Origin of the sequence: Rossellomorea aquimaris (genome assembly GCF_020172085.1) — a bacterium.
Lineage (GTDB): Bacteria > Bacillota > Bacilli > Bacillales > Bacillaceae_B > Rossellomorea > Rossellomorea aquimaris_E.
Map to the genome: position 1 here is coordinate 41,812 of NZ_JAIVAT010000009.1, position 21,573 is coordinate 63,384.

Genomic DNA, 21,573 nt, shown 5'->3' on the forward strand with positions numbered 1-21,573 from the left:
AAACATATAATAATTTAATGCAGCGCCGTTGTCAAATAAAAAAAGGACGGACCTCCGTTTCGAAGGTCCGTCCCTGACTTACTTACAGTGCATATTTTTCTGCGTCGATCAGTTTGACTGATGCTTCACGCTTCACTGCGATCACGTTGATCGGTGTGTGGCGGGTGAATTTACGAAGTGCTGAAAGCATCATGCGTAATGTGTCACCTGTTTCCGTTGCGACAAGTGTTTCTTTGGCATGTTGTTCGATTTCATTGAATGCTTCTTGACAGAAGATTTGAGTGTAAAGAAGCTTTTGCTTCGCTTTCTCCACTCCACCTTTTTCAATGGCTTTTTCGGTTCTCAGGACTACGGATTCCATTGCGTATGCGTTAGAAACGATATCTGCAATGTTCACCAGGATTTCCTGCTCTTTATCAAGGGCTTTACCAAACTTCTGAGCTGCCAATCCAGCCAGCATCAAGCCGATTTTTTTCGCGTTTTTCACAAGGTATTTTTCTTGTGCAAGTGGCTCATCGCCTACTTCTTCAGGCATTAACATCATCAATTCTTCTTGAAGTGCCTGTGCTTTTTGAAGTAATGGAAGCTCACCCTTCATCGCTTTACGAAGGTATGTGCCCGGTACCAGAAGGCGGTTGATTTCATTCGTTCCTTCAAAGATACGGTTGATGCGTGAGTCACGGTACATTCTTTCAATTTCATATTCTTGCATGAAGCCGTATCCACCGTGAAGTTGAACGCCTTCGTCCACTACATAATCCAGTACTTCCGTAGCAAAGAATTTATTTAATGAACACTCGATTGCGTATTCCGCAATGGATTTTGCCACTTCAGTGCCGTTTTTCACTTCTTCATCCGTAAGCTTACTCATACGATCCTCAAACAATCCAACTGTACGGTAAACGGAGCTTTCCGCTGCATATAATTTAGACGCCATCGTTGCAAGCTTTTCTTTCGTTAAGTTGAAGCTTGAAATTGGTGTTTTGAACTGCTGACGTTGATTGGTGTATTGAGCCGTCACTTCTAAAGCACGCTTACTTGCTCCAACAGCCCCCACCCCTAATTTGTAGCGTCCGATGTTTAAGATGTTGAAGGCAATGATATGACCTTTACCGGCGTCACCAAGAAGGTTTTCAACCGGGATTTCCGCATCCTCAAGGATTAGTGTACGAGTCGATGAACTCTTGATTCCCATTTTCTTTTCTTCAGGGCCTGTTGACACACCAGGATACTCTTTTTCAACGATGAAGGCTGAGAAATGCTCTCCATCAATCTTCGCATAAACCACGAATACATCGGCAAATGCAGAGTTTGTGATCCACTGTTTTTCCCCATTTAAAATGTAGTGGGTACCTTCTGCGTTCAGTTTAGCTGTCGTCTTTGCACCAAGGGCATCAGACCCTGAGCCTGGCTCTGTCAATGCGTAAGCCGCTAATTTTTCACCGGTCGCCAATGCAGGAAGATACTTCTGCTTCTGTTCTTCGTTACCGAATAAAACGATTGGAAGAGAGCCGATACCAACATGTGCACCGTGAGAGATCGAGAATCCGCCCGCACGTGACATTTTTTCAGCAATCAAAGCCGAGCTTACTTTATCAAGTCCCAATCCGCCATACTCTTCAGGTACATCCGCTCCAAGAAGGCCAAGATCTCCAGCTTCTTTTAAAAGGCGTACAGAATGATCGAACTCATGATTTTCCAAGTTGTCAATAACAGGCACAACTTCATTCAGAACATAATCTTCCGTCGTTTTCGCGATCATCTTCTGCTCATCGGAATAATCTTCCGGAGTGAACACTTGCTCAAAGCTTACATCTTCAATTAAAAAACTTCCGCCTTTGATTAGCTTTTCTGTTTGATTCGCCATTTCGAATCCCCCTAAAATTGTTTATTTTGAAGGAGTTGGGAAGGCCTCGTAGTGAGAGGTCCGTCCCTCCTCTATTAACCTATTAATTCAAATACGCCGGCTGCTCCCATTCCGCCTCCGATGCACATGGTGACGATACCGAATTGCTGGTTTCTGCGTTTCATTTCATGTACAAGTGAAAGGGTTAGCTTCGCGCCGGTACAGCCTAGAGGATGACCGAGAGCGATGGCGCCACCGTTTACGTTTACTTTTTCTTCATCTAATCCGAGCTGACGGATGACCTGGATGGATTGAGAAGCAAAGGCCTCGTTCAGTTCAAACAACCCGATATCCGATAGTTCAAGTCCAGCCATCTTCAGTGCCCGTGGAATTGCTTCAACCGGGCCGATCCCCATGATTTCCGGTGGTACTCCTGCAACTGCGAAACTTCTAAATTTAGCCATTGGCTGAAGTCCTAATGAACCTGCCTTTTCGCGATCCATCACCATGACCGCTGCCGCACCGTCACTTGTTTGGGATGAGTTACCCGCTGTTACAGAACCTTTTACGTTAAACGCAGGACGTAATTTCGCCAGAACCTCTGAGCTGGTTTCTGCCCGGACACCTTCATCTTTTGAAAATTGGAAAGCTTTTTCTACCAGCTTATTTTCGCCGTTCACTGAACGACGGAGAACATCGACCGGTACGATTTCATCATCGAATTTCCCTTCAGCGATGGCCTTGGCTGCTTTTTGATGACTTCTCACTGCAAAGGCATCCTGGTCTTCACGGGAAACACCGAACTTCGTTGCCACCTGCTCAGCTGTGTGCCCCATGCTCATGTAATATTGAGGAGCATTTTCAGCAAGCTTCGCGTTCGGACGGACCACGTGTCCCATCATAGGAACAAGGCTCATGGATTCTGCTCCACCTGCGATGGCCGTATCTGAGTGACCGAGCATGATTTTCTCTGCGGCATAAGCAATGGATTGTAATCCAGATGAACAGTACCGATTGATGGTGATCGCCGGAACAGAATCAGGCAGACCTGCAAGGCCACCTATATTCCGAGCCATATTCAACCCCTGTTCTGCTTCCGGCATCGCACACCCGATGATCAAATCATCGATGTTGCCTTCATAATTCCCTGCCCGCTTGAGGGTTTCTTTTACTACAAGTGCTCCAAGATCATCTGGTCTTACCTGAGCCAGTGAACCTTTTCGAGATTTTCCGACTGGTGTTCTTGCACCAGCAACAATGACTGCTTCGCGCATGATATTCCCCCGCTTTCTCATATGATATAAACGCTAATTAGTTGCGTAATGGTTTTCCTTTTACAAGCATGTGCTGCATACGCTGCTGAGATTTCGGCTGAGCCACAAGGCTAAGGAACGCTTCTCTTTCAAGATCCAAGAGGTATTGTTCGTCTACTTCCGTGCCGTATGGTACTTTACCACCTGCGATTACGAATGCTAGCTTCTTCGCGATCATCAGATCATGTTCTGAAATGAAGCCTGATTGGAACATGGACTGAGCTCCCAATAGCAGAGTCGCATACCCTGTTTCACCTACAACTGGAACTTTTTTACGGATCGGTGCTGAGTAGCCGGCTTCGTACAGGCTTAAAGCAGCTTGCTTTGCATCAAATAACAGATGATCATTGTTTACGCTAACTCCATCTGCTTTATTTAGGAAGTTATTGTCCCTTGCTTCATCACCAGACGTTGATACCTTTGCCATGGCAATCGTTTCAAATACTTTATTGGCTACCTTCTGAAGATCGAATTCCACTCCATTCGGCAGATTGGCTAAGTGTTTCATATAAAGCTCTTTGTTTCCGCCTCCACCAGGGATCAATCCAACTCCGACTTCGACTAAGCCCATGTACGTTTCCATGGACGCCTGGATGTGGGCAGCCGGTAAGCAGACTTCGCTTCCTCCGCCTAATGTCATCCCGAATGGTGCCGCAACAACCGGTTTAGATGAATATTTGATCTTCATCATCGCCTGCTGGAAGTGACGTACGACCATATCGATTTCAAAGACGTTATCATCTTGTGCTTCCATGAGGATCATTGCAAGATTCGCTCCAACACAGAAGTTCTTGCCCTGATTTCCGATGACGAGTCCTTTATAGTTCTTCTCTACTTCATCAACGGCAAAATTGATCATTTGCGTGATATCCATTCCAATTGCGTTATTTGGAGAATGGAATTCAAGAAGGGCGATTCCGTCCCCGATGTCAATCAGGCTTGCTCCGGAGTTCTTTTTAATCAGCTTTCCGGCGTTCTTCAGTGCCTTTAAGTCAAGTGCCTTCGGATTCCGTTCTACAAGCTGATAGTCTCCATTGTGATAGAAGTAACGCTCACCATTTTCTTCTTTATAGAAAGTGGCGTGACCTTCTGAAAGCATCGTTTCCACCCACTGCGGTACTGTGAGACCTTCTTCCTTCATGCGGGTAACCGATTTTTCAACACCTATCGCATCCCACGTTTCGAATGGTCCCATTTCCCAACCGAAGCCCCACTTCATGGCCTGATCGATGCCTACGATGTCATCAGCGATCTCACCATGGAGCTGTGCTGAATAGAGTAAGACCGGAGACACGATATTCCAAAGGAGGCTACCCGCCTGGTCTTTTGCGTAGACAAGTGATTTCAATTTATTTTTTAAGCCTTTTTCGTTTTTCGCCATTTCAAGTGAAGCGGTTTTCAGCTTTTGACGTGGCTGATAATCCATCGTTTCAGGATTGAGTTCCAGGATTTCTTTTCCTTTTTTCAAGAAGAATCCCTGTCCGCTCTTACTTCCAAGCCAGCCATTTTCAAGCATTTTCTGCATGAAGGCCGGTACTTCGAATACCTTCTGCTCTTCGCCATCGACTTGGTCGTACACATTTTTGGCAACATGAGCGAAAGTATCCAGTCCTACAACATCAAGTGTACGGAACGTGGCACTTTTCGGTCTTCCGATCACCGGTCCTGTAATGGAATCGACTTCTCCGACAGAGTATCCGCCTTTCAACATTTCCTGCACCGTGACCAATAATCCATATGTTCCGATTCGGTTGGCGATGAAGTTTGGCGTATCCTTCGCCATGACAACACCTTTACCGAGGACATCTTCACCGAATGTTTTCATAAAGCTTACGACTTCCGGATCCGTCTTCTTTGTCGGAATCACTTCAAGAAGTTTCAAGTATCTTGGCGGGTTGAAGAAATGTGTTCCTAAGAAATTCTTCTGGAAGTCATCGCTTCTTCCTTCTGACATGGCCTCGATTGAAATCCCTGATGTATTCGAACTGATGATGCTTCCCGGTTTACGGTAACGCTCCACTTGCTCGAACACTTTCTTCTTAATGTCCAGGTTCTCTACGACTACCTCGATCACCCAGTCACAATCACCGATATGCTGAAGATCATCTTCGAAGTTCCCTGCCGTAATAAGAGAAGCATTCTGTTTCGATGTAAGTGGCGCCGGTTTTTGTTTAAAGAGCTTTTTTAAAGCGTTTTCACTAAATTGATTACGAAACGCCCTGCTCTCTTCTGTCAGTCCTTTTGCTTTATGTTCGTCGGTCAATTCTCTAGGTACGATATCTAATAACATTGTCGGGATGCCGATATTTGCAAGATGAGCGGCTATTCCTGAACCCATGACTCCTGATCCTAACACTGCGGCTTTCTGAATTCTACGAACCAATGGTATTTCCCCCTTATACACACTTTGAATGAATACTCATTCATTTTTCACTTAAAAAAAAGACTCGAATGAGTTCCTGTTACATCTAATATATCGGATATTCTAAAATATCGCAATATTTAAACGTTAAATTTACAAAAAATTCACTATAGTCCACCACACCATTGTGGGCATTCGTCTAATCCAGCCTATTCAAACATCCACACCCCCGTGACGAAGACAAGAAAAAACCATTGTCTCCTATAATATATGAGGATATTAGAGGGACGGACCTTAGGTAGAAGACCATTTCCATTACTAAAAAGCCTATTATAGAGGGGTTTTCAAACGATTTACCCATCAATTACGATAAGATTTGGAGGTCCGTCCCTCATATTTCATTGGAGATCCGGGAATGTTAGGGATGGAGGTGTTTGTGATGGCGAAGCAGAAGAAGAATCCTTCTAAGGCTGGGGTTAGTGCAGCGAGTGTGAAGGGGGACGCCGGTCCTACGGTTGAGATGGACGGCGGCGGCAAACGAAACAGTCAAAACAATCAATTTAAGAAGCAACCATAGGATAGTTGGGAAACGGCACCTGATGGGGTATGATCGGGTGCTGTTTGTTATTTGTTATAGGGGCATGGGGCTGGCGGAGTTTATGAACCGTTATTTTGTTTTATCGACCTTTATTGGAATTTATCGACTCTCATTTGGATTTATCAACCGTTCTTTCATTTTATCGACCTTATTTTCAATATATCGACCGTTCGACAAATTTCTCAAACGTCCCTCCCAAAATAAATACAATCATCTCAATAATCATCACCACTAGCCCCTTCACATCCTCCGAACTGAACAACCTCAATACTACCTCCTCCCCATACAAAAATTAACTTTGCCTTCCCGATCGTTTTGAAGTAAACTATTATTATCAATTTGAAGACGTCAGACCTCCTACTTTAAAACACAACTAACAACTAAAGTGGCTCGTCTGTTTTTTTAGTATTTGAATGATAACGTTTACAGATAAGGAGATTATGTGGATGAAGCAAAGATTACTATACTTTACAATTGGGCTTTTCATTTTAACGATGGGGGTTGCCCTTATTATAAAGTCCGGCCTTGGTGCCTCAGCATGGGATGCCCTGGCGGTCGGTGAATCGAATATGTTCGGAATCACAGTGGGGACTGCCGTCTTTATTAACGGGATTGTTTTGATTGGCCTGAACGCCCTTATTATGAAGAAAAAGCCGGATGTATTAGCAGCTGGATCAATACTTCTCATTGGAATGTTAATCGATTTTTGGTTACTGGTTGTCTTTAACAACTATGCCCCAGAAATGTTGATCAATCAAATGTTTGCACTTGTTTCGGGGATTTTAACTATGGGGCTTGGAATTGCTATTTATCTGCAGGCGAAGTTTCCTGCAAGTCCGATGGATACACTGATGGTGGCGATCCATACACGATTCGGGTTAAACCTTCGTAATTCCCGGATCATCAGTGAAGGGTTTGCCCTTTCTCTTGCATTCCTATTTAAAGGGGATATCGGGATCGGTACAATTATTGTGACGCTCACATTGGGATTCGTCGTTCAATACACATTCCCTATATTCGAACAACTCTTTCAAAAAAAATCAATCGGGAAAGCAGCCGTTTCTGCTGACTGATCTAAAAAAGCAATCTACCTCAAAGGAAGATTGCTTTTTTTAATTTATTTAAAAGAATGACTCACACATACGTGATATGATAAACGATATTGATTTCAAATGTAGGAGCGTTTTACAATGCTGCAATCACTTAATTCACAACTTGAAAAGCTGATGCCCTTTATCACTCCATCAGCGGTACTGATTGGTGTGCTGTTTGCCGGCCACTTGTCCCCCTTCACCTACCTAGTGCCTTGGGTGTTTGCCTTTATGACGTTCTCGGGCAGTCTCAGTTCCAATTTCCGTTCCCTGCAAAAAGCATTTATATATCCTCTGCCGCTGTTATCGGCACTTTTCATCCTCCACCTCATCATGCCTCTTTGGGCATTTGGAGTGGGGCATCTTGTCTTCCACGGGGACGGCCTGACCATTACAGGACTGATTCTTGCGATGGTCATTCCAACCGGGATCACAAGCTTTGTGTGGGTAAGTATTTATAAAGGAAATATCGGTTTGGCATTATCGATCATACTAATCGATACGATCCTGTCGCCTTTCATTGTACCTGCCAGTCTCACTTTATTTGTTGGCCAGAAAGTCGAGATGAATATCGGGGACATTATGATCGGCCTATTGTTTATGGTGGTCATTCCTTCTCTCATTGGGATGCTATGTAATCAGATTACCAAAGGAAAGATCAAGGATACCCTTGGCGTAAAGCTTGCACCTTTTGCTAAAATCGCCATCGGTGTGGTTGTGGCCATCAATAGCTCCGCTGTCGCACCCTATTTAAGAATCATCGACAGCAAGCTGCTCCTGATTGCTTGCGCCGTCCTTTTCATCGCCCTATCCGGATTCGCTCTCTCCTGGCTCCTTTCCTCCCTCCTCCAACAAGAGAGAGAAACGAAAGCGAGCCTTTTGTTTACCGGAGGAATGAGAAATATCAGCGCAGGAGCAGTCATTGCAGTACATTACTTTCCTGCCCCTGTTGCCGTGCCCGTGGTGATCGGGATGTTGTTTTAGCAAGTACTTGCTTCATTATTCGGTTTCTTATTTCACCATAAAGAAATGAAAGATCGAGGATAAAAAAATGGACCAAATCATTGGTCCATTTTTTATGTGATACTCACTTTCCGTCTTGCATTAAGCATCTCATTGATGCGTTTTCTCTGACTTTTATCAGCGAGTACATACAGGGTATCTCCTGCCTTGATCACGGTATCCCCCATGGGTGTGATCAGCTCATTGCTGCGAATCACTCCGGAGATCAACGTTTTTTCAGGAAGATTAATCTCCTTGATCGCCTTGTTCGTAATATAGGCGTCCTCGTTAATCAGCACTTCAAGCATCTCATTGTTTGTCTTTCCTATTGATACGAGTTCAATGCTGTGGGCGATCTGAGGCTTTTCTTCACCAGCTAGCTTTAGGTAATTTGCCAGTGGAGAAATTGTCGTCCCTTGGATGAGAGCGGATAAGAGAACGACGAAGAACACGACGTTAAAGAGTACTTCATTGTTTTCAATCCCCGCCACCATGGGGTACGTGGCCAATACGATCGGGACCGCCCCTTTTAATCCGGCCCACGAGATGAAGAATTTTTCCTTTATGGTGAAACTCTTTGCCAGTGCCAGGCTTAAATAGACTCCAAGTGGTCTGGCAACAACAATCAATAAGATGGCAAGTGCGATTCCCTGCCATGCAATCCCTGGAAGGTGCTGGGGAAAGACCAGTAACCCCAGAAGGATGAACATGACGATTTGCATCATCCACGCAAATCCCTCATTGAAACGGACGATTGAGTGACGGTAGGTCAATTCCTTATTCCCCACCACGATGGCCATGATATACACAGCCAACAGTCCGCTTGCCTCCAGTATGCTCGTGAATGCATACGTAAAGATGGCCAAGGAAATGGATAAAACCGGGTACAATCCTGATGAATCGAGATTGATTCGGTTGATGATCCAGACGGAAGCCACTCCAAGCACGAGACCAAGCACCAATCCCATTCCCATCTGCCAAAAGAAGCTTAGGATCAAGCTGGCAGGATTCAACGTGGGAAATTGAATCAGCTGTAAAAATGCTACTGTCAAAAAAATCGCCATGGGGTCATTGCTTCCGGACTCTGCTTCCAGTGTGGATGAGATTTTCGGCTTGATGTTCTTATTTCCCAATACCGAGAACACCGCGGCAGCGTCGGTTGAGCCGACGATGGCCCCGAACAACATTCCTTCAAGCCAGCTCACACCGAGGATGTATTTGGCCGCCACTCCGATGGAAACGGTTGTCACGACTACTCCGATGGTTGCCAGTGAAAGGGCTGGTTTATATACGCTTCGCACATTGTCCCATTTTGTTTGAAGACCGCCTTCGAACAGGATGATGATGAGTGCAAGAGTTCCGATGAATTGAGTGATGGGGGCATTGTCGAAGAAAAAGTATGTATTCAGGACCATTCCCACAACGATAAACAAAATCAGCGAGGGAACGCCTAAGCGTGTGGAGAATTTAGCAGTGATGACACCGACCAATAGTAAAAGGCCAAGCAGCAGGGTCAAGTTATCGATTGTGATTTCCATCATATCTCCTCTTATTTTCATGAAGATTTTTCCCTATTATTATATAACATTGTGAATTACGTAACAATTATTATGCGTCCCTGCTATCGTCCCGTTTTTACTAAATGCTTCCCCATGATGATATATTCGTGGGGTACGTTTGGATAGAAGCCCTCCCGAATGATTTTAAAGCCACTTTTATGATAAAAGGCGATAGCTGTATGATTATCTTTTCGCGTCGTCAGAAGGACCTTTTCCTCTGTTCGATTTTGCAATAATCGTTCAACCAGATGCTTCGCGATTCCCCTGCTCCTATGTTTCGGATCGACACCAAGCTCAACCAGTTCCATGCAATGATTCATCCATTCTGGTTCAGTTCGTAAATGACGGGCGAGTAAATCGTGATAGTACTGACCTTTCAGGGAAGAGTACCCATAAATATATCCTGCCACTTGTTCATTGATAATAGCCAGATATCCTTCAAAAAGGGGGTACGTCGAATGACGTTTGAACTGAACTTCCATCCCTAAGGCATCTACCTCGAACAGATCGCAATACAACCGGATCATTTTCTTAAAGTATTTCCCTTCCACTCTAAAAGGAACAATTCTCATTTTCCAGCCTCCCGAAAAATAAATAAGACCCTATGAACATCCATAGAGTCTACTTTTTACTTACTATTATTTCTTCATGACCCCTTTTAGAACAAAAGCGACGTTGGCTGGTCTTTCCGCCAGTCTTCTCATGAAGTAACCATACCAGTCAGTACCGTAAGGAACATAGACGCGCATCTTGTAGCCTTCTTTGACCAACTCATGCTGACGCTCCACACGGATACCAAAAAGCATTTGGAACTCGAATTGATCACGTGGAATCTTATATTCTTCCACGAGTCTCTTCGTATATTCGATCATCTCATCATCATGAGTGGCGATGGCAGTATAGTTGCCATTCAACAAATGAGTCTTGATGATTTTTTTGAAATTATCGTCTACATCCTTCTTTTCGGGAAACGCAACTTCAGGTGACTCTTTATAAGCCCCTTTCACAAGACGCAGATTGGGGGAATACGCATTCAAATCATCGATATCCTTTTCTGTTCTATATAAATAGGCTTGAATGACCGTGCCGATATTATCATACTCTGACTTCAGACGCGTGAAAATATCAATGGTCTTTCCACAACGGGAGTAGTCTTCCATATCAATGGTAACGAATACGTTCTGTTTGGTTGCTTCTTCAAGGATCATTCTCATGTTCTTCATGACAACCTCTTCAGAAATATCCAGCCCCATCGATGTCATCTTAAGGGATAGTTGAGATTTAAGGTTCTCTCTTCCGATTGCACGAATAGCCTCTACGCATTCAAGGGCCATTTCGTTTGCTTCACGCTCATTGTCCACAAACTCTCCCAAATAGTCGATCGTTACAACAAGATTCTGACTATTCAGCTCGCGAATAACCTCAACTGCCTGCAGGATGGAAGACCCTGCAACGAACCGACCGGCACCAAAACGCAGGCCATATTTCTTAGCAAGTTTCGTCATAGGCTTATTTTTTGAAAGGAATAAAAAGAAATTACGCATTGCTTGCTCCATGTTGCTTACCCCCTGAAAAACATATATAGCATACTATGAAACCGTTTTCTTAATTGATAAAAAAGAAAAAGCTCATACTATTTATTTATCAACATTTTATCACCTTTTAAACGTTTTGAATATACTTTCAATACTTTCTTAGTAGAATATTATCGAAATTTGTCAATCCGTGAATAAGACTGGTGAATCGTAGGAAAAATAAACTTTGCTCTATGATAATACCGCTTTCTCAGCCTGCCGTATACAGGGTATTATTACCTATTCATCAGGCACAAAGAAGGAGGTATTGAAAACATGGAAAAGGAGGAAGAGAACATGCAACAACAACCTCAACAAGGGAGCCAGCAGCAAGCGTATAAACAGCCCCCACACATGCTTACGACGAAGGATTCACTGTATTTAAATGACATGCTTGCCTGGAATCTGACCGCCATGAAGAAGTGTCATTTTGCAGCAGCCCATTGTCAGGATGCCAGCATCAAGGCTGAGCTGGATAAGTGCGGCCAGATGCATCAGCGTCACTATCAGCAACTGCTTGCCCATTTAAACACCACCAATCAAAACATGATGTAGAAAGGAGTCCTCTTACGTGAATCAACCAAATCAGCAAAAAATTCAGAATCCACAATCTCAAGTGCCGGAAACTCCACAAATGAATGACCGGGACTTTATTACGGATATTCTGTCACATGAAAAATATATGACAGCTTCCTATTGTACGGCTTTGAATGAAGCGAGTCATCAAGCCTTATATCAGGATCTCCTGACCATCTTTAATGAAACCCAAAATGCACAGCGTGAATTATACAATGAAATGTTCCGTAAGGGCTGGTACAAGCTTGAGGCTGCCGACAGTCAAAAAATCCAGCAATCCTATCAGCAGCACCAGCAGTATTCCAGTCAATTCCCTTATGGGTATGGTGGACAGGTTCAATAATTGTGGAGGCAGACTTTGGTCTGCCTTTTTTTGATGGGATTAGAGTGTGTGGTGAGTATGAGCTTGCAGCTTCCATGAAGTTTTTTGCGTTTTGAAAATAAAAGTTGAGATTTGAAAATAAATACAGCTAAATTGAAAATAAAAGCCCTGATGCCGATGCTTTCCACTTTGAAATTCATCATATATTAGTAATACGTTTCTAAACTCACTGAAAAGCTCCCTCCTCCTCCCCATATGAATCAAAATCCAATAAAAAAAGCACCCTCTACTCATCAAAAGGGTACTTTTCAAACAAAACCATTACTCTTCATTCTTCCTCCTGCTCATTTCCGCGCGATGAGCTTCATTCAGCTCTTTGATCTCACCGACGATCCGTTTCATTTCATCTTTGCCTTCAGGATAGAGTGAATTCCAATGCTTCACGAGGGCGGGCATGTTTTTGGCGATGAATGAGTAAAGAGCGTATTGTGTCACCATTTCTTTCTTTTCGGGATCGGTCTCACCAACTAAGAGCTCTGTGTACTTTTCAATCAATGCATCGAATTGTTCCTTCATTAGGATAGCCTCCTTGTGAATACAAAAAATCAAGACTTTTTCACTAGACAGGTTTGCGGACATGTTTTACAACGGTACTGTTCCCCGTTCTCCAATTTATAGGAGAAGCAACATGTTTTCCGGACACGAACCTTCTCCGTTACACCCTCTACATTTACTTTCCTACTATAATAACTAGCCAGTGGATTGGTTTGGTACCTGCCGAACCATCCGCTGTTTTCATCTAAAAGAAGACGCTGAAATTGGTCGTCTCGCCAATTCCTCATTCCTTCATTTAGGAGGAAGTCGTCATTCTCGTATATCCAGAATACATATACGGCGATGTTCTCCCATAGAATCAAGTTTGAAAGCTTCGTCGCTTTTTTTAATGACTGTATCACTTGATCAAGGTGGTCCCCGAAGACGGATCGAATGAACTCATCCTTTTCCTCAAGAGATCTGAACTCGGTCACCGACGCATCCTTCAAGTGAAATTGAGGCATCCATAGCCCATTTTTATCACCATCGACCATGATCAGGTTTTCAGGTGTAAGATTCAATTTCTTATTCCAATACGTCATGGCCAGTAATGCCATGGCCGATACAAAAGCATAGCGTTTCATAAATAAGGACGCTGCCACTTTAAGATCTTCGGTGCTAATCAAGGAGCGACGCCGAGACAGATACTCCCCCATCTCATCACTGTCAAGAAAACAATTTGCTTCCACTCCCTCTGTGGCAGGAGGAGACGTATGAACCCGGTATTTCCTCAAGACATCCCTTTGCTCCTCAGTCAGGGAGTTCATCCTGTTTCAACTGCGTCCTTCAGGATGCAACGCCCTTTCCCGAATGGGATACATAATGGCGTGCCGAATAATGGATCCCTTGATACCTGGCAGTCCATATCGAATACATTCTTCACGAGTTCACAGCTGATTACCTCTTCAGGCTTCCCTTGGGCATAAATCTGCTTATCCCGGATTGCCACGATATTATGGGCATATCGGCAGGCGAGATTAAGGTCATGTAGAACCATGACGATGGTACGCTGTTCCTTCTCATTCAACTCGAACAGGAGGTCTAGGATCTCGATCTGATGGGTCATATCAAGATATGTCGTAGGTTCATCCAAAAGAATAATGTCTGTATCCTGGGCAAGCGTCAGGGCAATCCACGCACGCTGACGCTGACCGCCGGAAAGTTCATCCACTTTCCGATGCTGCAGTTCCTCCATCTTCGTCGCTTTCAGTGCATTCTGCACAATCTCTTCATCCTTCTGTGACCACTGCTTCAACCAGGTTTGGTGAGGATAGCGGCCCTGCTTGACAAGCTGAAGGACGGTCAGTCCTTCAGGAGCTGTCGGAGATTGAGGGAGAATGGCCATTTTACGAGCGACTTCTTTCGTTGATAAACGAGAAATTGCCTCCCCATCCAATAAAACCGATCCTTGTTTCGGTTTGAGCAAACGGGCGATGGAACGGAGAAGGGTCGATTTACCGCAGCCGTTTCCACCGATAAAGACCGAAATCTCCCCTTGTGGAATGCTAATATTCAGTTCGTCAATAATCGTCCGTTCCCCGTAAGATAGAGTCAAATCCTTCGTTTGTAATGCGTCACTCATCTATGGCCAACTCCTTTAAGAATTTCTTGTTTTAAATAACAGATAGATAAAATACGGTGCCCCGATCGCTGCCGTAAAGACACCGGCCGGGACTTCCAGTGGCAGGAACAAAGTTCTCCCGATCAGGTCCGCAACCATGACGAGAATCCCGCCGATCAAGGCTGCGGTCGGAAGCAATGCCCCGAATGAAGACCCGACCATCCGTCGTGCCATATGGGGAGCCATCAGTCCTACAAACCCGATCCCCCCTGCAAAGGCAACCGCTCCACCAACGAAAGCCGTTGACATGAGGAGGAGGAAGAAGCGCTGAAGCTGGACATTCCCTCCGACACTTGTTGCAATTTCTTCGCCTAGTTCCTGTATATTCAACTGACGGGTGATAAAGAAGCTTAACAGGATAAAGACCAAGCTCCACGGAAGTAAGATCCATACATCCTGCCAATCCGAGCCGTTCACGGTACCGGTGATCCAGATATTTGCCTGACTCGCCCGGTAAATCGGTCCGAGGATCATAAGCAATGTAGTCAAGGCTTGGGTTAAAGCTGATATCCCGATCCCGATCAACACGAGCCTGACGGGAGATACCCCCCTTCTCCAAGCTAAAAAGTATACGAGAAAGGCAATGACTGTCGCACCGATAAAGGCAGCGACAGGCAGCCATTTCACACTGACCATCAATGTATTGTCGTCGTTACTGAAGAGGGTCAGAAAGGCGACGACTGCAGCTCCTGCCCCCCCGGTGATCCCTATGATATCAGGTGAAGCAAGAGGGTTTCGGATCATTCCCTGAAGAATCCCCCCTGCAACCGCCAGTGCCATTCCTGCAAGGAGTGCAATGATGATCCGTGGAAGACGGAATGACGTCACCACGAGATGTTCCAAGCTTGTCCCACCTCCAAAGAAGACACTTACCACCTTCCATGGAGCGATTTTCATATCCCCTATCCCTGTACTTATAATAAGAACAACCAATGTAATCAAGCCGAGGATGATCACTTTCTTAAGGGCAGATAGATCCACGAGCATGGATACCCGGTCTTTAAGCCAACGTTTACCTATAAATCGATTCATCTGCTAAAACCCCTTCCTTGCCACATACACGAAGAACGGTGCGCCGATGATGGCAGTCATGACACCAACGGGCACCTCCTGGGGCATGATGACGTAACGGGCTCCAACGTCAGCGGCCAATAGCAACACCGCACCAAGAAGTCCCGAGAAGGGGATGAGCCAACGATGATCCACCCCGATGATTTTCCTGGCTAGATGGGGAATGACAATCCCAATAAACCCGATGGGACCGGCAACGGCGACAGAACCGCCTGCCAGCAGGACGACGACCGCCAATGCAAGGAATTTAATCAAGGTCGTTTTCAGGCCGAGCCCTTTTGCCACATCTTCCCCCATGGCCAAGATGTTCATCTTGCCTGCAATCAGCAGAGCAAGAATCCAGCCTGCGACGATATAAGGAAAGACTCCATTCAATATTTCCAGACTTCTACCCTGAACAGACCCTGCCAGCCAGAATAATACCTGCTCAAGCGCTGCCTCATTCAGTACCAGCAATCCTTGTGTAAAGGAAGAAAACATCGCCGTTATGGCCGCTCCTGCCAGCGTCAACTTCATTGGTGTCAGGCCTTTATCTCCCGCGGAACTAACGATGAAAACCCCGACAGCTGCAATAGCTGCTCCAAGAAAGGCGAGCCACGTAAAGGACTGAAGATTGGTTACTCCAAAGAGTGTGACCGCCACGACCACCATAAAGGCCCCTCCGGCATTGATGCCGAATATCCCTGGAGAAGCGAGGGGATTCTTTGTCAGTGTTTGCATCAGGACTCCTGAAATCGCAAGGGATGCCCCCACTGTCGCGGCAATCAAGGCCCTTGGTAACCGAATTGTCTGGAGAACGATATGCTCAGTCGATCCCGTTGGATGGGTAAAAGCCTCTACAGCTGTTTTCCATGACGTATCGGTGTATCCGTATACAATACTGATGCCGATACACAGGATTAGGAAAAGGAATGTACCTATAAATAGTAAGAGTTGTTTTTGAATTTTCATTATGTGCTAACCTTTCTATTCCTAGTGACTACATAAGGAATATCACGCTCAGTTCTTCTCTTACCATTTTAAAGAAGATTAATAGTAGCGTCAATGATTTTGAAAATCATTATCAATTAGGTATTGACAATGAAAACCTTCTCAACTACTATAATGAGTGTAAATGATAATCATTATCATTGATAAAATCATATCAGGAGGATTTACATATGAAAATAAGAAGTTTACTATCTTTCCTGCTCATCTCTACCCTTCTATTTCTTGCGGCTTGCGGGAATAAAGAAGAAACAGAGCCAGCAGAAAATGATAAAAAAGAAGAATCATATACAGTTGAACATGCAATGGGTACGACAGAAATCAAAGGTACACCTAAGAAAGTCGTCATCCTTACAAATGAAGGTACAGAAGCCCTTCTCTCAATGGGCGTCACACCGGTCGGTGCCGTTCAATCTTGGACAGGTGATCCTTGGTACGATCATATCGCCGACGACATGAAAGATGTTGAGGTAGTCGGAACAGAGAGCGAACTAAACATGGAAGCCATCGCGAAGCTTCAGCCCGACCTGATCATCGGGAACAAAATGCGTCAGGAAGAACAATACAATCAGCTGAAGGAGATCGCTCCTACGGTAATGGCTGAAACTCTTCGTGGAGACTGGAAAGAAAACTTCGAATTGTATGCGAAAGCATTAAATAAAGAAGAAAAAGGGAAAGAAGTACTCGGTGAATATGATCAGCGTATCGAAGACATTAAAGGAAAGCTTGGAGATAAACTGAATCAACAAGTTTCCATGGTCCGTTTCCTGGCAGGCGATGTTCGTATTTACCATAAAGATTCGTTCTCAGGTGTCATTCTGGATCAATTAGGATTTGCCCGTCCTGAAGGTCAAGATGTAGACGACTTCGCTGAAAAGGGTGTAACGAAAGAGCGCATCCCTGCAATGGATGGAGATGTCTTATTCTACTTCACCTATGAAACAGGCGATGGTGAAGCGAATAAACTGGCGGACGAGTGGATCAACGACCCTCTATTCCAAAACCTTGAAGTAGCGAAACAAGACCGCGTCATTGAGGTGGACGATGCCATCTGGAATACAGCAGGCGGTGTCATCGCAGCGAATCAAATGCTGGATGATATTGAGAAGTATTTCTTAGATCAGGAATAAACATAGGAAAGCTGGAAAGGGATTACCCTTCCAGCTTTTTTTTCTTTCACAGCCTCGGCACACGACTCCACATTCGCATCCATCTCCAATTATTTTCCTCATCCTCCTCCTTTTTTCATATTTCTCCTTTTTTCGGAAACACTACAGGATAGACCATACATCGGACATGAGGGATTAGTATGTTTCCATTCTTTAAAAACAAGAAGAACAACGATCAGAGTAAGAAAAAACAATCATATGAGAGTCTGAGAAAGGAAGCGAAAAAATCCGCTGACTACAAACAGGCCTTTTACCAAAACCCCCACACCGGGGTCAAGTTCAGCCTGCACTTTGTCACGACGCTGATAGATGGAAAAATCCTGCAGGAGGACGTCCTCCCCTCATTACTATCCAAGGAATTTCATTCCCTGGATGATTTAAAAACGTTGGTTCCGGTATTGGATATTCAACTTTCTACAGATGAAACACTAATCGAACAGAAGCTCTATAACGGTTATACTCTCTTAACAATGGATGCTTCCAATCGAAAATTCGCTTTCATCGCAACGAAAAATGAAATGGGGCGGAAAGTTTCCCAACCGGAAGTAGAGTTCAGCGTCGTCGGACCTAAAGAGGCTTTCGTCGAATCACTCAGCGATAACTTAAACTTGCTTAGAAAAAGGCTCCCCATCAAGGAAATGCTGGTGGAGGAGTTCAACCTAGGAAAGCTTACCCACACCCGTGTCGTACTGCTTTATATAGATGGATTGGCAGATGAAGCCAACGTCAATACAGTGCGGCAGCGGTTAAGGGATGTGGACTTCGATCAAATCATGGACAGTTCCTTTATTGAACAGTTGATTGCCGATAATAGCAAATCCCCCTTCCCTCAGCTATTGGACTCTGAACGACCTGACCGGGTCGCTTCTGTATTAGTGGAAGGGAAAATTGCCATCTTAGTGGACGGTTCTCCCCATGCGTTGATAGGGCCAACCACTCTTGTAGAATTTTTTAACGCATATGAGGATTATTTCTTGAATTTCTTCATTTCCTCATTCCTGCGTCTCGTTCGTGTATTTGCCGTGGCCTTTTCCATTTTGATTACACCGATCTATGTGGCGGCACTGACGTATCATTATGAACTTATTCCAAAGGACCTAATGGCAACCCTCATTACATCGAGACAGGAAATTCCCCTTCCTCCGATCCTTGAGGCGTTGTTTCTTGAATTGACGATCGAACTGCTGCGGGAAGCAGGGGCGCGACTGCCGACCAAGGTCGGCCAGACGATCGGTATCGTTGGGGGTATCGTAATCGGGACGGCATCCGTTGAAGCGGGGATCACGAGTAATGTACTGCTCATATTGGTGGCACTTGCTGCCCTGGCTTCCTTCACTACACCCGTTTATCGCATGAGTAATACCATTCGTCTACTGCGTTTTCCCTTCCTCTTATTCGCACAACTTTGGGGATTGTTGGGGATCGTTTTCTGTTTCTGCCTTCTTATGGGACATCTCTTACAGTTATCGTCTTTAGGCAGACCTTTTTTAGAGCCTCTATACCCGCCCAGGGTAAAGGACCTTAAAGATGCACTCATTCGACTTCCTTTCAGCAAACAAAGAGGGCGTCCGGAGTATTTACGGACAAAGAAGCCATTTAGATTCCGCCAGGCAGAAGGGAAGAAAAAGCTTGATATTGATGAATAATGGTAGGAGGTGATCAATGTGAAGCCGGTTCCGGATCGAAGAAAAATATCGCCGTTCCTTGTCTTCTTTCTCGTTCATTCCATCCAAGTAGGGGTGGGAGTTCTCGGATTCCAGCGTATCATTTCAGTAAATGCAGGGTATGATGGATGGATTTCTGTCATTCTGGCAGGGATATCCACTCACATTATTATGATCATGATGTACCTTATTTTAAATAAGGTGGATGGAGATCTTGTGTCTGCTCATACTCTTGTCTTTGGAAAATGGATCGGGAATGTATTCAATTTCTTTTTTGTCGTATATTTCAGTTTGCTCGTGATCACCATTTTGAGGACGTATATCGAGGTGTTGCAGGTGTGGATGTACCCAAGATTAAGTACGTTTTTCTTCTCCTTATTCTTTCTCATGCTTGTCTATTACATTGTGAACGGCGGTGTCCGAACAATTACCGGAACGGCTTTTTTCGGAATCATCCTTCCGAGTTATCTTATTTTAACTTTCGCTTTCACCTTTAGATATTCAGACTTTAGAAATGTGTTACCAGTCTTTGATCATACTGTAAAAGATTTATTGATTTCTACAAAGAACATGTCCCTGACTTATTTAGGTTATGAATCGATTCTGATCATTTACCCTTTTGTAAAAGACGCAAAAAAATCTCAAAAGTACGCCCATTGGGGTTTGTTTTTCACAACCTTTCTCTACACTTTATTAGCTGTCATTTCATTTGCATTCTTTAGCCAGAAACAATTGGAAAAGACCGTCTGGGCTACCCTATCCATGTGGAAAATCGTCGAAATGCCATTTGTGGAACGATTTGAATATATCGGAATCGCCAATTGGTGCTTGATCATTCTACCAAACGTGTGCATTGCCATCTGGTGTGCAAGCAGGATATTAAAACGAATGACACCGTTAAAACATAGGACTACGCTATTAATCATAAGCATCCTATGCCTATCTACTCTTACGTTTTTTGCAGATCGAAAACAAGTGAACTTCCTGAATAACATTTCAGGGCAAATTGGCTTTTATATAAACTATCTTTACATCCCTGTACTCCTTTTACTTGTGATCATCATGATGAAAGTGAGGCGTAAACAATGAAATTACGTTTCTTATTTATTTCAATCCTGATCTCTTCTATGCTCCTGACAGGATGTGTGGAAAGAGAAATCCTGGATGACTTATATATTGAAACAGCGAAAGCTTTCGATTACGAAGGAGAGGATAAGATAAGGGGCACTTCCCTTTTCCCAATCTATTTAGCCGATAAGTCTATTCAGAATGGGACCCTTTCTGCAGAGGCCTCCTCTACCCGTGAAGTATTGGAAAAACTGGAAAGAAGATCACAACAGCCCTTGGTACGCGGCGGCCTGGACATCGTGTTGATTGGGGAAGAGTTAGCAAGGAAAGGGATCATCGATATCGGGGATTCCCTTCAAAGAGACGCCAGTGTCGGAGCTCGTCTCTATTTAACCGTCACAGAGGGAGAAGCAGGGGAACTCATCAAAGGGAATTATGGATTAAGGGGGAACGGTACATACCTCTACAATCTGATTAACCATAACATTAACCGGAGAGAATTACCCGCGACCAACCTTCATATGTTCGTATTTGATTATTTTCAAGAAGGACAGACACCGTATCTCCCAGTTTTAAAGCAAATCTCCAAAGAAAGTGTCACTATTACAGGGGTTGCTTTATTTGATAAAGATAAAATGGTAAAGAAGATCCCTGCTAAAGATATGTTTTACTTTAAACTGCTGGTGGATAAGTACGCAGAAGGCAGTCACGTCATTAAAATGGGGAAAGAAAGAAACAGCGGCCATATTGAAAAGTCCGTTGAGGCTTCTGTCACGAGTCTTAAATCCAAGAGTAAAATTATCGTCAAACATAATACCGACCCTGTCGAAGTGTCTATCCAAATAAAATTAAAGGGAATTATCCGGGAATATACAGGTAAAAAATTGACTCCCGACAAAGTGAGTGAAGTAGAAAAACAAATGAAAAAAGATATTGAAAAAAACTGCCTGAAGATGCTGAAGCAATTCCAGGAGTTAGGGATTGATCCTGTAGGCATCGGACAAAACCAAAAGCATGGTATACGTGGTTTCGATTTTAAAGAATGGGAAGACAGTATCTATCCGCAAGTGAAATTCAACGTGAATGCAAAGGTTCAGATTTTAGAAGCAGGTACGGTGGAATAATGTAACTTAAAAAGGCTCCCTTCTCACGAAGG

General features: G+C 44.2%; 20 protein-coding genes. 9 read left to right on the forward strand and 11 right to left on the reverse strand.

Annotation, left to right across the window (positions count from 1 at the left end; all coding sequences use genetic code 11):
- Window positions 1-82: 82 nt before the first annotated feature.
- The 3 genes from LCL96_RS19895 to LCL96_RS19905 form a co-directional block, all read right to left on the reverse strand.
- Window positions 83-1,867, reverse strand: coding sequence for an acyl-CoA dehydrogenase family protein (locus tag LCL96_RS19895; RefSeq protein WP_224944636.1), 1,785 nt, complete (start codon window positions 1,865-1,867; stop codon window positions 83-85).
- Window positions 1,868-1,941: 74 nt separating this feature from the next.
- Window positions 1,942-3,120 (reverse strand): acetyl-CoA C-acetyltransferase, encoded by a 1,179-nt coding sequence (locus LCL96_RS19900; protein WP_224944643.1) that lies wholly within the window; start codon window positions 3,118-3,120, stop codon window positions 1,942-1,944.
- A 37-nt stretch (window positions 3,121-3,157) separates the two neighbouring features.
- Window positions 3,158-5,542: a 3-hydroxyacyl-CoA dehydrogenase/enoyl-CoA hydratase family protein gene (locus tag LCL96_RS19905; RefSeq protein WP_224944645.1), complete on the reverse strand. Its 2,385-nt coding sequence runs from the start codon at window positions 5,540-5,542 to the stop codon at window positions 3,158-3,160.
- Between the two features lie 418 nt (window positions 5,543-5,960).
- Here LCL96_RS19905 and LCL96_RS19910 point away from each other — a divergent pair, with 418 nt between their 5' ends.
- The 3 genes from LCL96_RS19910 (at window position 5,961) to LCL96_RS19920 (ending at window position 8,194) form a co-directional block, all read left to right on the forward strand.
- Entirely contained in the window at window positions 5,961-6,098 is a 138-nt protein-coding gene (locus LCL96_RS19910) for a YuzL family protein (protein ID WP_079532050.1), read from the forward strand.
- Window positions 6,099-6,565: 467 nt separating this feature from the next.
- A complete protein-coding gene (locus LCL96_RS19915) occupies window positions 6,566-7,192 on the forward strand; it encodes a YczE/YyaS/YitT family protein (RefSeq protein WP_224944648.1) in 627 nt (208 codons plus the stop codon).
- A gap of 117 nt (window positions 7,193-7,309) precedes the next feature.
- Entirely contained in the window at window positions 7,310-8,194 is an 885-nt protein-coding gene (locus tag LCL96_RS19920; protein ID WP_224944650.1) for a bile acid:sodium symporter family protein, read from the forward strand.
- Between the two features lie 92 nt (window positions 8,195-8,286).
- Here LCL96_RS19920 and LCL96_RS19925 read toward each other — a convergent pair whose 3' ends face one another.
- The 3 genes from LCL96_RS19925 to LCL96_RS19935 form a co-directional block, all read right to left on the reverse strand.
- Window positions 8,287-9,750: a potassium/proton antiporter gene (locus tag LCL96_RS19925; protein WP_224945065.1), complete on the reverse strand. Its 1,464-nt coding sequence runs from the start codon at window positions 9,748-9,750 to the stop codon at window positions 8,287-8,289.
- An 83-nt stretch (window positions 9,751-9,833) separates the two neighbouring features.
- Entirely contained in the window at window positions 9,834-10,343 is a 510-nt protein-coding gene (locus LCL96_RS19930; RefSeq protein WP_224944651.1) for a GNAT family N-acetyltransferase, read from the reverse strand.
- Between the two features lie 66 nt (window positions 10,344-10,409).
- Window positions 10,410-11,327, reverse strand: a complete 918-nt coding sequence (locus tag LCL96_RS19935; protein ID WP_224944652.1) for a proline dehydrogenase family protein — start codon at window positions 11,325-11,327, stop codon at window positions 10,410-10,412.
- A gap of 315 nt (window positions 11,328-11,642) precedes the next feature.
- Between LCL96_RS19935 and LCL96_RS19940 the strand changes: the two genes are divergently transcribed.
- Window positions 11,643-11,900: a hypothetical protein gene (locus LCL96_RS19940; RefSeq protein ID WP_224944653.1), complete on the forward strand. Its 258-nt coding sequence runs from the start codon at window positions 11,643-11,645 to the stop codon at window positions 11,898-11,900.
- Window positions 11,901-11,979: 79 nt separating this feature from the next.
- Window positions 11,980-12,264 carry a spore coat protein gene (locus tag LCL96_RS19945; RefSeq protein WP_224945066.1) on the forward strand — a complete coding sequence of 95 codons (285 nt, stop codon included), beginning with the start codon at window positions 11,980-11,982 and terminating at the stop codon, window positions 12,262-12,264.
- A 300-nt stretch (window positions 12,265-12,564) separates the two neighbouring features.
- Here LCL96_RS19945 and LCL96_RS19950 read toward each other — a convergent pair whose 3' ends face one another.
- Genes LCL96_RS19950 through LCL96_RS19970 form a run of 5 tightly spaced genes read right to left on the reverse strand, consistent with a single transcriptional unit; the run spans window position 12,565 to window position 16,480 of the window.
- Window positions 12,565-12,819 (reverse strand): DUF2573 family protein, encoded by a 255-nt coding sequence (locus LCL96_RS19950; RefSeq protein WP_224944654.1) that lies wholly within the window; start codon window positions 12,817-12,819, stop codon window positions 12,565-12,567.
- 29 nt (window positions 12,820-12,848) lie between these two features.
- Window positions 12,849-13,571: an IucA/IucC family C-terminal-domain containing protein gene (locus LCL96_RS19955; RefSeq protein WP_224944655.1), complete on the reverse strand. Its 723-nt coding sequence runs from the start codon at window positions 13,569-13,571 to the stop codon at window positions 12,849-12,851.
- Between the two features lie 29 nt (window positions 13,572-13,600).
- Entirely contained in the window at window positions 13,601-14,419 is an 819-nt protein-coding gene (locus LCL96_RS19960) for an ABC transporter ATP-binding protein (RefSeq protein ID WP_224944656.1), read from the reverse strand.
- A 15-nt stretch (window positions 14,420-14,434) separates the two neighbouring features.
- Window positions 14,435-15,490, reverse strand: coding sequence for a FecCD family ABC transporter permease (locus LCL96_RS19965; RefSeq protein ID WP_224944658.1), 1,056 nt, complete (start codon window positions 15,488-15,490; stop codon window positions 14,435-14,437).
- A 3-nt stretch (window positions 15,491-15,493) separates the two neighbouring features.
- Window positions 15,494-16,480 (reverse strand): FecCD family ABC transporter permease, encoded by a 987-nt coding sequence (locus LCL96_RS19970; protein ID WP_224944660.1) that lies wholly within the window; start codon window positions 16,478-16,480, stop codon window positions 15,494-15,496.
- 209 nt (window positions 16,481-16,689) lie between these two features.
- Here LCL96_RS19970 and LCL96_RS19975 point away from each other — a divergent pair, with 209 nt between their 5' ends.
- The 4 genes from LCL96_RS19975 (at window position 16,690) to LCL96_RS19990 (ending at window position 21,541) form a co-directional block, all read left to right on the forward strand.
- Window positions 16,690-17,646 (forward strand): ABC transporter substrate-binding protein, encoded by a 957-nt coding sequence (locus LCL96_RS19975; RefSeq protein ID WP_224944663.1) that lies wholly within the window; start codon window positions 16,690-16,692, stop codon window positions 17,644-17,646.
- Window positions 17,647-17,825: 179 nt separating this feature from the next.
- Window positions 17,826-19,331 carry a spore germination protein gene (locus LCL96_RS19980; RefSeq protein ID WP_224944666.1) on the forward strand — a complete coding sequence of 502 codons (1,506 nt, stop codon included), beginning with the start codon at window positions 17,826-17,828 and terminating at the stop codon, window positions 19,329-19,331.
- 18 nt (window positions 19,332-19,349) lie between these two features.
- Complete coding sequence (locus LCL96_RS19985; protein WP_224944668.1) at window positions 19,350-20,438, forward strand: GerAB/ArcD/ProY family transporter; 1,089 nt, start codon at window positions 19,350-19,352, stop codon at window positions 20,436-20,438.
- Window positions 20,435-21,541 (forward strand): Ger(x)C family spore germination protein, encoded by a 1,107-nt coding sequence (locus LCL96_RS19990; protein ID WP_224944670.1) that lies wholly within the window; start codon window positions 20,435-20,437, stop codon window positions 21,539-21,541. Before LCL96_RS19985 ends, LCL96_RS19990 begins: the two co-directional genes overlap by 4 nt.
- The last annotated feature ends 32 nt before the right edge of the window (window positions 21,542-21,573 follow it).

Excerpts from the sequence above, each read along its gene's own strand:
- LCL96_RS19895 (WP_224944636.1), bottom strand. The coding sequence starts at position 1,867 with ATGGCGAATCAAACAGAAAAGCTAATCAAAGGCGGAAGTTTTTTAATT.
- LCL96_RS19900 (WP_224944643.1), bottom strand. The coding sequence starts at position 3,120 with ATGCGCGAAGCAGTCATTGTTGCTGGTGCAAGAACACCAGTCGGAAAA.
- LCL96_RS19910 (WP_079532050.1), top strand. The coding sequence starts at position 5,961 with ATGGCGAAGCAGAAGAAGAATCCTTCTAAGGCTGGGGTTAGTGCAGCG.
- LCL96_RS19915 (WP_224944648.1), top strand. The coding sequence starts at position 6,566 with ATGAAGCAAAGATTACTATACTTTACAATTGGGCTTTTCATTTTAACG.
- LCL96_RS19920 (WP_224944650.1), top strand. The coding sequence starts at position 7,310 with ATGCTGCAATCACTTAATTCACAACTTGAAAAGCTGATGCCCTTTATC.
- LCL96_RS19925 (WP_224945065.1), bottom strand. The coding sequence starts at position 9,750 with ATGGAAATCACAATCGATAACTTGACCCTGCTGCTTGGCCTTTTACTA.
- LCL96_RS19930 (WP_224944651.1), bottom strand. The coding sequence starts at position 10,343 with ATGAGAATTGTTCCTTTTAGAGTGGAAGGGAAATACTTTAAGAAAATG.
- LCL96_RS19935 (WP_224944652.1), bottom strand. The coding sequence starts at position 11,327 with ATGGAGCAAGCAATGCGTAATTTCTTTTTATTCCTTTCAAAAAATAAG.
- LCL96_RS19940 (WP_224944653.1), top strand. The coding sequence starts at position 11,643 with ATGCAACAACAACCTCAACAAGGGAGCCAGCAGCAAGCGTATAAACAG.
- LCL96_RS19945 (WP_224945066.1), top strand. The coding sequence starts at position 11,980 with ATGAATGACCGGGACTTTATTACGGATATTCTGTCACATGAAAAATAT.
- LCL96_RS19950 (WP_224944654.1), bottom strand. The coding sequence starts at position 12,819 with ATGAAGGAACAATTCGATGCATTGATTGAAAAGTACACAGAGCTCTTA.
- LCL96_RS19960 (WP_224944656.1), bottom strand. The coding sequence starts at position 14,419 with ATGAGTGACGCATTACAAACGAAGGATTTGACTCTATCTTACGGGGAA.
- LCL96_RS19965 (WP_224944658.1), bottom strand. The coding sequence starts at position 15,490 with ATGAATCGATTTATAGGTAAACGTTGGCTTAAAGACCGGGTATCCATG.
- LCL96_RS19970 (WP_224944660.1), bottom strand. The coding sequence starts at position 16,480 with ATGAAAATTCAAAAACAACTCTTACTATTTATAGGTACATTCCTTTTC.
- LCL96_RS19975 (WP_224944663.1), top strand. The coding sequence starts at position 16,690 with ATGAAAATAAGAAGTTTACTATCTTTCCTGCTCATCTCTACCCTTCTA.
- LCL96_RS19980 (WP_224944666.1), top strand. The coding sequence starts at position 17,826 with ATGTTTCCATTCTTTAAAAACAAGAAGAACAACGATCAGAGTAAGAAA.
- LCL96_RS19990 (WP_224944670.1), top strand. The coding sequence starts at position 20,435 with ATGAAATTACGTTTCTTATTTATTTCAATCCTGATCTCTTCTATGCTC.